11 protein-coding genes are annotated in these 12,674 nt (G+C 50.8%); 8 read left to right on the top strand and 3 right to left on the bottom strand.

The features are described 5' to 3' along the window. The first annotated feature begins 86 nt into the window (after positions 1–86). The 7 genes from BUA56_RS12250 to BUA56_RS12220 all read left to right on the top strand — a co-directional run bounded on the left by BUA56_RS12250 (position 87) and on the right by BUA56_RS12220 (position 7,826). The gene (locus tag BUA56_RS12250; RefSeq protein ID WP_207650936.1) at positions 87–2,567 is read left to right on the top strand and encodes an ABC transporter permease; all 2,481 of its coding nucleotides are present in this window, start codon (positions 87–89) and stop codon (positions 2,565–2,567) included. Between the two features lie 20 nt (positions 2,568–2,587). Further along, positions 2,588–3,277, top strand: coding sequence for an ABC transporter ATP-binding protein (locus BUA56_RS12245; protein WP_072852119.1), 690 nt, complete (start codon positions 2,588–2,590; stop codon positions 3,275–3,277). A gap of 115 nt (positions 3,278–3,392) precedes the next feature. Continuing rightward, positions 3,393–3,749: an ArsR/SmtB family transcription factor gene (locus BUA56_RS12240; protein ID WP_072852117.1), complete on the top strand. Its 357-nt coding sequence runs from the start codon at positions 3,393–3,395 to the stop codon at positions 3,747–3,749. Between the two features lie 17 nt (positions 3,750–3,766). Continuing rightward, positions 3,767–4,513, top strand: coding sequence for an EFR1 family ferrodoxin (locus BUA56_RS12235; protein ID WP_072852115.1), 747 nt, complete (start codon positions 3,767–3,769; stop codon positions 4,511–4,513). Between the two features lie 15 nt (positions 4,514–4,528). Then, complete coding sequence (locus tag BUA56_RS12230) at positions 4,529–5,284, top strand: EFR1 family ferrodoxin (protein WP_072852113.1); 756 nt, start codon at positions 4,529–4,531, stop codon at positions 5,282–5,284. Positions 5,285–5,452: 168 nt separating this feature from the next. Then, a complete protein-coding gene (locus BUA56_RS12225) occupies positions 5,453–7,402 on the top strand; it encodes a sensor domain-containing diguanylate cyclase (RefSeq protein WP_072852112.1) in 1,950 nt (649 codons plus the stop codon). Beyond that, the gene (locus tag BUA56_RS12220) at positions 7,389–7,826 is read left to right on the top strand and encodes a GNAT family N-acetyltransferase (RefSeq protein ID WP_072852110.1); all 438 of its coding nucleotides are present in this window, start codon (positions 7,389–7,391) and stop codon (positions 7,824–7,826) included. The genes BUA56_RS12225 and BUA56_RS12220 overlap by 14 nt, the downstream gene beginning before the upstream one ends. Positions 7,827–7,923: 97 nt before the next feature. On the opposite strand, the gene xdhC is transcribed toward BUA56_RS12220, so the two are convergent. The 3 genes from xdhC to xdhA are packed head-to-tail and all read right to left on the bottom strand — an operon-like array spanning position 7,924 to position 11,589. Then, positions 7,924–8,418 carry a xanthine dehydrogenase subunit XdhC gene (gene xdhC / locus BUA56_RS12215; protein WP_072852108.1) on the bottom strand — a complete coding sequence of 165 codons (495 nt, stop codon included), beginning with the start codon at positions 8,416–8,418 and terminating at the stop codon, positions 7,924–7,926. 3 nt (positions 8,419–8,421) lie between these two features. Beyond that, entirely contained in the window at positions 8,422–9,297 is an 876-nt protein-coding gene (gene xdhB / locus BUA56_RS12210; RefSeq protein WP_072852106.1) for a xanthine dehydrogenase subunit XdhB, read from the bottom strand. 15 nt (positions 9,298–9,312) lie between these two features. After that, on the bottom strand, positions 9,313–11,589 hold the full coding sequence (gene xdhA / locus BUA56_RS12205; protein ID WP_072852104.1) for a xanthine dehydrogenase subunit XdhA: 2,277 nt from the start codon (positions 11,587–11,589) through the stop codon (positions 9,313–9,315). 242 nt (positions 11,590–11,831) lie between these two features. On the opposite strand from xdhA, the gene BUA56_RS12200 reads away from it, so the two are divergent. Then, positions 11,832–12,434, top strand: a complete 603-nt coding sequence (locus tag BUA56_RS12200) for a recombinase family protein (protein ID WP_072852102.1) — start codon at positions 11,832–11,834, stop codon at positions 12,432–12,434. Positions 12,435–12,674 lie beyond the last annotated feature (240 nt).

Genomic DNA, 12,674 nt, shown 5'->3' with positions numbered 1-12,674 from the left:
TTATCATATGATAGCTGCCGGCCTTTTTTGATCCGATCCTTCCGGGAGAAACAAAAAAGCAGGAGCAGCGCACAGGAGGTGTTCATTTGAAAATTATTGTGAAATACATGCTAACGAATGTGAAAGAGCGCAGAACGAGAACAGCTGTCATGCTGTTATCCGTCATTTTGTCATCCGCCCTGCTCTTTGTCTCGTGTTCCATCAGTGCATCCTATGAAAGTGCACAGAGAAAAATGGCCCGGGGAATCTATGGGAATGCAGCCGCTGTGGTTCGTCCCGCAGAGGAAGGAGAGTGTGCAGACAGCACTCTGATCCCGGATCTGCCCACTGTGGGGGCAACAGCGGGAATTCTAAAAGGCAGTTCCCTGTATCACGAGGACGGGTATTACGAGTCCGTGGATCTTGTCGCTGCAGACCTGAATCAGCTGGACAATATCAACAAACCCCGCCTGGCTGACGGGGGAGAGCTGTCAGACCTCTCCCCCGGGCAGATTGTTCTCCCGGACCGTTTTGCCTCAAAGTACAGGATTCAGAGAGGGGATACCGTTACCCTAAGGGTAAATGGGAACCCTGAGCACTTTACGGTGGCAGAAATTGCCGCCTATGATACCCTTTTTCTGCGGCAGACGAGAGGGGCTACCGCACTTTTATCCCTGCCGGATCTGGCCAGGATCCTGGGAAAGACAACAGGGTACAGCGAGATTCTTGTAAAGCCCGCAGAAGGGGTAACCCGGGAAGCGTTGATCGCAGATCTGAAAGAGGCCCTCCCGGAGGATATCTGTGAGGTGTCCGAGGCGGCAGATGAAGCACAAATCGAAGCCGGCGCCAGGCAGAAATCCATGCCCTTTTTTCTCATCAGCTTTTTTGCTATGACCATGAGTGTTTTTATCATTTACAGCAGCTACAAGGTGATCACTCTGGAACGTCTGCCCGTCATCGGAACCTTCCGGAGCATCGGCGCGACCAGGAGGACAGTGACAGGCATACTGCTGCTGGAGAGCCTTCTGTACGGCGGCATCGGGGGACTGCTGGGGATACCGGCCGGCATCCTTGTGCTGAGGCTGATCCTCCGGGGGATGGGCAGTTCCCTCTCAGGAGGCATTGAGATTCCCGCCGTCTGCCCGCCTTTGGGCATTTTCCTGTCCCTGTCTGCGGCAGTCACAGTCTCTCTCCTGAGCGCCTGGATCCCTGCATCCCGGGCCGGCCGTCTGCCCGTAAAAGAGGTAGTGCTGGGGAAAACAGAAGAGAAGACCCGTCCCGTCCGCCTTACCGTGGGAATCGGCACAGCCCTGTTTCTTGTATCTGCCGCCCTGCCCCGGCTGGTCTCGGGTACCATGGGCTATGCCGCGGGAGTTTTTTCTCTTCTGGGACTGATTGCAGCAGCCATCCTGGTGATTTCTCTTTTTGCAGATCTCTGCGCCATGGGGCTGGAACGCCTGTACGGCCTACTGTTTGGGAACGAGGGCAGGCTTGCAGCCCGGAATATCAGGGGAAATAAAAGTATTGCCCAGAACATTACACTGCTGTTTATCAGTATATCCGCAGTGATAGCCATCCAGGTGGTGGGAGACTTTGTGACAGCCTATATCACGGATGTATTCCGGGACGCGGAACTGGAGGGATTTGCAGACGGTTCCATGGATCGGGAATTTGTGCAGAAGGTGGAACAGATGGAGGGAATCCGCAGTGTGGTTCCTGTCTATGTATACAACAATGAAATTACAGCAGATCAGACGCCTCTGTCCCGGGCAGAGGCCACAGACAATCTGGAAGTCTACAGCTCCATGTTCGGGCTGGCTTATACAGAGAAAGGAATGGAGACAGAGGCAGCAGCAGCCTTCCGGGAAAAACGGGCAGTGATCCTGAGCGAAGAGTGGCTGAAGCAAAGGAACCTGTCTTTGGGGGATACACTTACCCTGTCCAACGGAGGCGCTTCGTATCCGTATACGGTCGCCGGCAGCTTCAAGTCCCGGGCCACAGATGTGGAGGCAATCCTGCCTGCCTCCTGTGCCGTATCTGATTTCGGCAAAGAGAGGTATGGACTGCTGGCCTATACCGCCCGGGATCCGGATGGGATTATGGTACAGATCCGGGATCTCTTCGGAGAAACCCCCAACTGGAGCCGGACGACAGAAGAATTCAACCAGGACGCGCTGTCTACGGTGGAGGCATTTCTTCAGCCTATGCACAGCATGACGTATTTCATACTGCTGCTGGCGGCCGCAGGGGTAATCAACAACCTGCTGATTCACTATATCCAGAACCGTCGCACGGCAGCCATGTATAGATCCGTGGGCCAGAGCCGCCGCCAGTACACAAAAATGACACTAATCGAAGGCTTCTCAGCCGGACTTCTGGGAGCCGCTGCCGCAGTGGCAGTCTCCTATATGGAAATACAGACCATTTTTCTTGTGGCAGGGCCAAAGATTGCCATGCAGCCAAGGCTTGAGGCGTCTGTTTTTCTGACGGCCGGAGCGATGGGAATTGCAGTTAACATGGCAGGGTGCCTGGTGCCCCTGATTAAAAATAAAAAAATGAAAATCGTGGAAGAAATTACATTTGAATAAGCAGTCAGGAGGAATAGAAGATGAGAGTATCTGAAGAAAAGACAGCCGTTGCGTGCAGAAATATTGTAAAAGAATACACCGTGGGCGGGGAGGGGGTCAGAGTGCTGGACGGCATCACCCTGAAGGTCTGCCGGGGAGAATTTGTCTCCATTATGGGGGAATCCGGTTCCGGAAAGAGTACGCTCCTCTATATCCTGGGAGGGCTGGACAGACCGACAGAGGGGAATGTCAGCATAAACGGCACGGATCTCTCAGGCCTGTCCGATGAAACTATGAGCAGGATGCGCCGGCAGAAAATAGGATTTGTATTCCAGTTCTACAACCTGATTCCCAACCTGAACGCGGAGGAGAATATTATGCTGCCTCTGCTTCTGGACGGGAAGCGGGCCCAGGATTACAGCGGCCGGCTTGCCCAGATGCTGGAGCTTGTGGGGCTTACCCAGAGGCGGAAGCACACTCCCAGAGAACTGTCCGGAGGACAGCAGCAGCGGGTGGCCATCGCCCGGGCGCTAATGAGCAGACCGGAGATCCTCTTTGCGGACGAACCCACCGGAAACCTGGATAGCCGGACCGGGGCAGAGATCATGTCCCTGCTGGAAGAGATTAACCGGGAGAGGGGACAGACGATTATCATGGTCACCCATTCCCCGGAAGCAGCCAAAAGCAGCAGCAGAATTATTACCGTCCGGGACGGAAAGCTGAAAGAATAGCACAGACCGGCCCCTGCGCTTCCCTTCCGTCTCGAAATTCTTTACCGATGATCCAACAGAAAAAAAGTGTGTTATAATACGACTGTTTAAACACTTAAACAGAAAGGGGCCGAATATGGAACATAAGACAGACGACATAAAGACACTGCAGCAGGAATTTATCAGCTGCCAAAAGCTTCTGACAGCTTTGGGAGACAGCAACAGACAGCACCTGCTGTGCATTATGCTGGAATGCGACTGCAGCGGCAGCAGAGTGATTGATATTGCGGAGAAGACCAATCTGTCCAGGCCGGCAGTTTCCCACCATATGCAGATACTAAAAGATGCCGGCGTGGTAAAATCCAGAAAAGAAGGGACCTGCATCTATTACTATCTGGATCCCTGTGACAATGAAATCGGAAAGATCATGGAGCTGTGTGCCCATATTAGGGCAATTATGAAATCAGTGCCCGACAGAAGCGGGGAAGAATAAGAGGAGGCGTGTACCATATGATACTATATTTTTCAGGAACAGGAAACAGCGCATACATTGCCAAAAAGATTGCCGGGATCACAGGAGACAGCATTCTCTCCATGAACGAACGCATCCGGAAGAAAGATATCTCCGAAATTCACTCTGAGAACAGCCTGGTGTTTGTAGTGCCCACATATGCATGGAGAATCCCCAGGGTGGCCGAGGAGTGGATCCGCAGGACCCCATTTACCGGGAATCCTAGTGCCTATTTCGTTATGAGCTGCGGGGGCAGCATCGGAAATGCCGGCAAATATCTGCGCCGGCTTTGTGAACAGAAAAAATGGAGGTATCTGGGAGCTGCGGAGATCGTTATGCCGGAAAACTATATTGCCCTCTATGAAGCCCCAAAAGAAGAGGAAGCAAAGCGCATCATAGAACGGGCTGAGCCCTCCATCCTGGCGGCAGCAGATATCATCCGAAAAGGAGCGCTGTTTCCCCGGAAGACGATCACAGTAAAGGACAGAATAGACAGTTCCCTTGTAAATGATGCATTTTATCCTCTGATCGTGAAGGCAAAAAAATTCAGGGCAGAGGATACCTGCACAGGCTGCGGCCGGTGTGTCAGAGAGTGCCCTCTCAACAATATCTCCCTGAAAGATAAAAAACCTGTGTGGGGGAATTCCTGTACTCACTGCATGGCCTGCATCTGTAAATGTCCGGCAGAAGCCATTGAATATGGGACAAAGAGCGTGCATAAAGTGCGCTACCAGTGTCCCCGGTAAAAGGAGGAGTGAGAATTGATCTTTTATTTTTCGGCAACTGGTAATTCAAAGCATGCGGCAGAAGTCATTGGAACGAAAACGGGTGAAACGCTGAAAGATATCATAGAATGTGTGAAAGAGAACCAATTTGCCTTTCAGGTATCCGGGGAAGAACGGGTTGGCATCATATCCCCCACATATTGCTGGGGGCTGCCAGTCATCGTAATGGAATTCCTGGAAAAATGGAAGGTGGAGGCGGGGGACAATACGTATTTCTACTTTGTGACCACCTACGGAACCACCACAGGCCAGTCGGGAAAGCGGGCAAATGAATACCTGGAAGCAAAAGGCCATTCCTTTGCTGCATACTATTCAGTAAAAATGCCGGATTCCTGGACGCCTGTCTTTGATTTGTCAGATCCTGAAAAGGTGAGAAGAATCAACGAAAAAGCAGAAGAAGAGATACGGCAGGCGGCAGATAAGATCAGCCGGCGGGCCGCGGGGAACTATATGCGTCACAGAATTCCAGATTTTGCATCCAAGATCTACTATAAGACTTACGATACAAAGCGCAGGACAGCCAACTTCCGGGTGGAGGACAGCTGCATCGGCTGCGGCCTGTGCGAAAAGAAATGTCCGGCAGATGCCATTACCCTGAAAGAAGGAACCCCTGTGTGGACCAGGGAGAAGTGTGTCATGTGTCTGGGGTGCCTGCACCGGTGTCCCAGGTTTTCCATCCAGTATGGAGAAAAATCAAAGAAACATGGGCAGTACGTATATCCCGGTAAATAACGGGCATGCTCCATTTCCCAAAAAGCTATTGTATAAATATATTCATTAATGATATGATAGTGAGAGAGCAAAAAGGGACAGGGCAGGGTGCAAAAGGGGACGTGTTCTTTCCAGAAAGAACACGTCCCCTTTTGCACCCTGATACAGAGAAAGAGGGTTTGATCTATCATGAAAAACCGTATTTTACTGAAAACGAATCTGATGGTCTGCCTGGTCATAGCGGCAGGATTTCTACTGACCGCTGTGTTCAGCTACCGATTAAACTACAGCGCTTCCCTGAAAAGCATTGAGCAGGTTTCCAAGCTGACCTCAGAGGGCATCTATCACCAGATGAACAACATTTTATCCAAGCCTGTGAACGTCTCTCAGACTATGGCCAATGACAGTCTGCTGAAAGATATTCTTCTCCAGGAGTCCGGGCGTCTGGAGGATCCGGATTATATAGAGGTGCTGCAGGAATATCTGCAGGCCTATCAAAAAAAATACGGATATGACTCTGTATTCCTGGTATCAGCAGCCACTGCCCGCTATTATAATTTTAACGGTCTGGATCGGGTATTGGAACCGGACGACCCGGAAAATAAGTGGTATTACGACGTACTGCTGCCCTCAGACGCAGAGTACGCCATGAATGTGGATAACGATGAGGTGGCCAACGCGGAAAATGCAATTACGCTGTTTGTCAACTGCAAAATCAAGGATGGTGCCGGCAAGCTTTTAGGCGTAGTGGGCGTGGGAGTCCGTATCGATCAGCTGCAGAGCATTTTGAAGAAATATCAGGACAACTTCAGGCTTACCCCTTACTTTATCGACGAGGAGGGCGTAATCGAACTTTCCGTAGAGCACACCGGGTATGATCCTGTCAACCTTTTTGATACGTCTGGCCGGCAAGATGCAAAGGAAGATATTCTGAACTGGAAGGATGATGACTCAGCGATCAGCTTCTGGGATCTGAACCCTGCGGGCCGGAAACGGGACTATATAGTATCCCGTTATCTGCCTGAAATCGGCTGGCATCTGGTGGTTGAACGGGATACCAGTGAACTGATACGTACGCTGAACCGGCAGATGACCATTGCTGTAGTCGTCATTATTGTTATTATCGCTGTAATTTTATTTATTATTACCCGCGTGATACAAAGCTTCAACAGAAAAATAGTGGTCCTGGAACGTGCCTGTGAGCAGGAACGGAAAAGTATGTTTGAAAAAGCCACAAATCAGCTGTTTGAAGATATTTATGAGCTGGATGTCACCCACAACCGCCCGGCCAATCAGGTTACGGAACGGTATTTCGAGAGTCTGGGTGCGCCTGCCGGAACACCCTACGACAAAGCGCTGTCCATCATCGCAGAAAAACAGATTATGCCGGAGTTTCGTCAGGGCTATCTGAAGACCTTTTCCCCGCAAAATGTACTGGAAGGCTTCAGGCAGGGCAGAGAATCTTTAAGCTATGACTTTATGATTTCCAATGACAGTGTGAACTATTACTGGATGCGCATCACTGCCCGGCTGATCCTTTCAGAGAGCGACGGATCACTTCATATGCTGGTCTACCGTCAAAACATCGACGCCGAGAAAAAGCAGGAGCAGCGTATGCTGGAGCTGGCGCGAACGGATGAGATGACAGGACTTCTCAACAAAGCCGCAACCCAGAAACTGGTAGAGAAAAGGCTGGAGGAAGCTCCGGAGCGCCTGTCGGCTTTCTTTATATTTGACATCGATCATTTCAAGGATGCCAATGACTTTTTCGGCCACGCATTTGGGGACAAGGTGATCTGCAGTTTTACCGGCATTCTGCGGGAAAACTTCCGCCGGGGGGATTTGCTTGGACGCATCGGCGGGGACGAATTTGCTGCTTTTCTTCCGGTTTCGGACGTTGCGTGGGCAGCAAAAAAAGCCCGGGAACTGAACGTGCTGCTGGACCGGGATTATGTGGACGGGAACAACCGGTGGCATATGTCCGCCAGTATCGGCGTTGCCTTCTCACCCAGGGACGGTATTCATTTTGACACGCTTTACCAGAAAGCCGATGCGGCGCTGTATGAGACTAAAAAAAGAGGAAGAGGGAGTTTTACCTTATACCATGGCATTGCAGGAGGACAATATGAAGATAATTGAAATCACAGAACGAACCCCATTACTGATACAACAGCTCTTAGAAATATGGGAAAGGTCTGTTCGGGCAACACATCTGTTTTTATCAGACCGCGAAATAGAGAAAATTAAAGACTATGTTCCGCAAGCATTGAACGAGATTCCTCATTTGATTGTTCTGGAAGCGGAATATCCTATTGCTTTTATGGGGATTGATGGACAAAAACTTGAAATGCTGTTTATTTCCAGTGAAGCAAGAGGAAAAGGATTTGGGAAAAGGTTGGTTCAATACGGAATAAAAACTTATTCCATCAATGAATTAGCCGTAAATGAGCAAAATCCGCTGGCGAAAGGGTTTTATGAACACATGGGCTTTCAGGTCTATAAAAGAACGGAGAATGACGAGCAGGGAAACCCTTATCCGCTTTTATACATGAAATTGGACTGACTATTTATTCCGTAAAGTACCCCAAATCAACAGGGAGAATCACAAAAGGAGGAATCCGGCCGTTGTATGCGGCGGGATTCCTCCTTATTTTGAACACTTACGGGCAGGTTCCGTCCAGATTCTCCTCCATCACCTTCTCCACTGCATTCACAATATTCTGGTATCCAGTGCACCGGCAGAGATTTCCTGCCATGTGCTTTTTGATGGCTTCCCGAGTCAGCTTCTCCCCGCGTTCCAGGAGAACTGTGGCAGACATCACAAAGCCCGGGGTGCAGAAACCGCACTGGATAGCCCCTTCCTCGATAAACGCCTCCTGGATTCGGGTGAGCTCTCCGTCCGGTCCCACAAGCCCCTCCAGGGTTCGTATGTTTTTGCCGTCGGCCCACACTGCCAGGTAAATACAGGAATCAATGGTTTCCCCGTCGATGATAACGGTACAGGCGCCGCATTCCCCCACTTCACAGCCCTTCTTCACAGAAGTAAGCCCCAGCCGGTTTCTCAGCATATCCAGCAGAGATTCCCTCACATCTACATACTCAGCGATTTCTTTTCCGTTCACGGTACATCGTACCAGCTGCATCTGTTTATCCATGATCTAGCCCTCCTGTCTCTTGACTGCTTTTTCCAGAGCCCGGCGGGCAATCTCCCCGCCGATCTGAAGGCGGAACTTCTTCGAAGCCCTCCAGGAATCCCTGGGATTGATTTCCTCACGCACTGCGTCTTCTGCCAGCTGATACAGGTCTTCTCCCACAACGCGCCCTTTCAGCTTTTCCTCAGCCGCTCTGCACCGGAGGGGAACCGGTGCGGCCACACCGAAGGTAATCTTCACATCCTCCAGCACCCGGGTCATAGGCTCTACCCTGCAGAGGACAGAGCAGCTTAAGGTGGCAATATCCATGGCATTTCGCATGGAATACTTAATATAGTATCCGCTGTAACCCTCGTAATGGGATCTGGGAACCACAATATGGGTCAGAATCTCATCCTGCTTCAGATCCACACGGCCGGGACCTAAGTAAAAGTCCTGAATGGAAGCGGTCCGCATCCCCCTGGGACTGGCAATCTCCAGAAGCACCTCAAGGGAACAGGCCGTGGGAGCGCTGTCCGCGCTCACCGCTCCGTTGCAGAGATTCCCTCCGATGGTTCCGATGTTGCGCACCTGGGGACCGCCTACCTGGTCCACAGCTTCCCCCAATACGGGAATATATTTCTGTATCACAGGATCCCCGGTAATATGGCTGAAGGTAGTGGCCGCGCCGATGCGGATATCTTTGTCCTCTGTGAGAACCACACCGTACAGCTCGGGTATCTTCCGTATGGATACCAGCTCACAGCCGGCCATCTTTCCCTCCCTGGTTTTGATCAGCACATCACTTCCCCCGCAGATAATCCTGGCGCCGGGGTGTTCTGCCAGAAGGGCAGCGGCTTCATCGATGGTATTTGCTTCATAATAGCCTGTAATATCATACATGGCCTTTCCCTCCTTCTATAGTAATCCTGCCTGGTCAAAGGCATCAATGAGTTTCTGGGGTGTCAGAGGATTCGCGTTGACAGCAACCCCTGTGGCGTGGAGCACCGCATTGCGGATGGCTGGAGCTGTGGGAATAGCCGGAGGCTCGCCCAGGGCTTTATTCCCGTAAGGTCCGGTGGGATCCGGCTCCTCTACAAATTCCACGGCCAGATCCGGTGCGTCCAGAGCCGTCTGAAGCTTGTAGTCCAGAAGGGTGCCGTTTAACACCCGGCCGGTCTTGGGATCTATGAGCATCTGCTCCGACAGTCCGTAGCCCAGCCCCATGGATATTCCGCCGTGGACCTGCATCGTGGCCAGCTGGGGATTTAAAAGCGTGCCGCTGTCGTGAACCTGGATAATATCCAGAACCTTCACCTTACCCAGCTTCATATCCACCTCCACCTCCACAAAGCAGGCGCCGAAGGAGAGGGCGTTGTCTTTTGTCTGCAGAGATACCTCTGCGGTGATAGCGGAAGAGTTCGTAAGACTGTAATAGCTCTCCATAGCCACTTCCTCCAGAGAAATAGCCTCTTCCCCATCCATATAAATCATCTTCCGGTCCAGCGTCAGTTCCCTGTCAGTATCGTTAAGGAGTGTTCTGGCATAGGCCAGAATCTTTTCCTTCAGCTGAAGGGCGCACTGCTTTACCGCATTCCCGGTGACATAGGACTGGCGGGAAGCGTAGGCCCCTGTGTCAAAGGGCGTCACGTCCGTATCCTGATTGGTCTGGATATGTACATCGGCAGGGTCAAGGCCCAGGGTCTCCGCTGCCATCTGGGTAAATACAGTATCCGCGCCCTGGCCGATCTCTGTGGCGCCCACCATCAGCTGCACGCTGCCGTCCTGGTTCAGCACCAGCCGGGCGCCGGAGATTTCCAGGGAAATCGGCCATACGCCGGTTTTATAGCTGAAGATTGCCATCCCCACGCCCCGGCGGATAGGGCCGGTCTGGCGGGCATAGGCCGCTCTCTTTTCTTTCCAGTGAATATAGTTTGCGCCTTTCTCCATACAGTCCACTACGTGATTCGTATTAGCTGCAATGGGGGTGAGGAAGGGATCGGCAAAGAACCCTTTGTACACATTCATTTTACGGAATTCCAGGGGGTCCATCTGCAGCTTGTAAGCTGCATCGTCCATAAAGCATTCCCCTGCAAAGGCAAACTGGGGAATTCCATACGCGCGCATAGCGCCGCCCACCGGGCAGTTGGTGTACACCGTATAGGCAGAAGCGCGCACATTCTCTACCTCATACATATGCCTCCAGGCGGTAGCTCCGTTTGCTACAATGGCATGGCCGTGGGAGGCATACGCCCCCTGGTTGGAGACGGCGGTCATATCCTTGGCCAGAATCCGGCCGTCCTTACGAACCCCCATAACAAGGTCATAGTGGATGGAATGGCGGGTTCTGGTGTTGCAGAAGGTTTCCTCACGGGTAAGCTCCAGCTTTACGGTCCGTCCCCCCACCTGGGTGGTGAGAAAGGCATTCAGGGGTTCGTAGAGCACATCCTGCTTATTTCCAAAGCCCCCGCCAATGTAAGGCTTGATCACCCGCACCTTCCCCCAGGGAATCCCCAGAGCCTGGCCGATGACCCGCTTTACAATATGAGGAATCTGGGTGGAGGTCACTACCACGATCCGTCCCTTGTCCATATATGCGTAGGAAACAGGATTCTCTATATGGCAGTGCTGTATGATGGGAGTGTCGTAGGTTCCGCGTACAATGACATCAGAAGCTTCCAGCGCCTCGTCCACCTTTCCCAGCTCATAATTGCTCTGTGCCAGAATATTATCCGGCTTTTCCTCGTGCACCGGAGGCGTGGTGCCTTTCATGGCAGTGAGGGGGTCCGTGACAGGAGGATACTCTTCATATTCAACTTCAATGAGCTTTAAGGCCCTGGAAGCAGCTACCTCATCCTCCGCAATAACGGCTGCAATATCGTCCCCGTAATAGCGGACCCGGTCTGTGAGAAGACTCCGGTCAGCCACATCCTGATGGGCCGGCTCCACGGACCAGGGATGTCCTGGGGTGGGGAACTTCGTGTCAGGCACATCCCGGAAGGTAACTACCTTCACTACCCCTTCGAGGGCCTCCGCTTTGCTGGTGTCAATGGATACTACACGGCCATTTGCAATAGAAGCGTGGTACACTTTGGCGACCAGACATTTATCCAAAATCATATCGTCCGTAAACTGTGCTCTGCCGGTGACTTTTTCATAGGCGTCCACACGGGGGATACTCGTTCCGATGGTCATATACATCCCTTCCTTTCTTATAAATAAATCATTGCTTAGGGGTATTATACCATACTGGAGAGAGAGTTCCAAATAGAATTAGCAAAAATATTTTGATAAATACAAAAAAATTGTTATCTGTACATGGTAAACTATTTGCGAAAGAATCTTATATGGCCTTCCCTGTTTATCCGCATATTTTTCAGGAATTTATGAAAGAAATATAATAAGGAATAAATTGCATGGTAATAAGGAGGTTTTTTATGTCAGAAACAGTATTTGGCTATATCAGGGTATCATCAAAGGATCAGAACGAGGCGCGGCAGCTGGCGTCCCTGAAGGAGTACCACATCCCGCCGAATCAGCTCTTTATTGACAAACAAAGCGGCAAAGACTTTAACCGGCCGGCTTACAGAAGGCTCATGCGCCGCATAAAGCCGGGAGATCTGCTGCTGGTAAAAAGCATCGACCGTCTGGGAAGAAATTACGATGAAATCCTGGAGCAGTGGCGGATTCTCACAAAAGAAAAGAGGGCCAATGTATTGGTGCTGGATATGCCCCTTCTGGACACCCGGACAAGAGGAAATGATCTAACCGGGGTGTTTATCGCAGACCTGGTCCTCCAGATCCTGTCATATGTGGCCCAGACAGAGCGGGAAAACATCCGGCAGCGCCAGGCCGAGGGCATCGCGGAGGCCAAGCGGCGGGGCGTACGGTTCGGAAGAGCCGAAAAGCCAATACCAGAAGGATTTGCCGATATTGTAAAAAAATGGAGAAAAAAAGAAATAACCTGCGAAGAGGCATTGGAAGAATTAGACATAAGCAGAAGCTATTTCTTTAAGAAAGTTAAGCAGCTTCAACTATAAACAGGCGAAAAAAGCAGAAAATAAAAAAAGAGTACATATAAGATTATATATGTACACTTCTCTGTACTCTGCAAAATGCGACAAATATTGCTAAATTAGCTAGGTTTATTATAACAAATAAACGAAAAAAATCAAGTATTTTAATGTGTACTTTGAAATACTTGCATTTTTATAAAATCTAGTATAATATATTAATAGTTATTTAGCAAGAAGTGATATGAATTTCTTTGTTCTTGCAGA

The organism is Lactonifactor longoviformis DSM 17459 (assembly GCF_900129135.1).
GTDB classification, from domain to species: Bacteria; Bacillota; Clostridia; order Lachnospirales; family Lachnospiraceae; genus Lactonifactor; species Lactonifactor longoviformis.
Note: the sequence above shows the minus strand (reverse complement) of the source record. Positions and strands in the feature narration are given on the sequence as shown.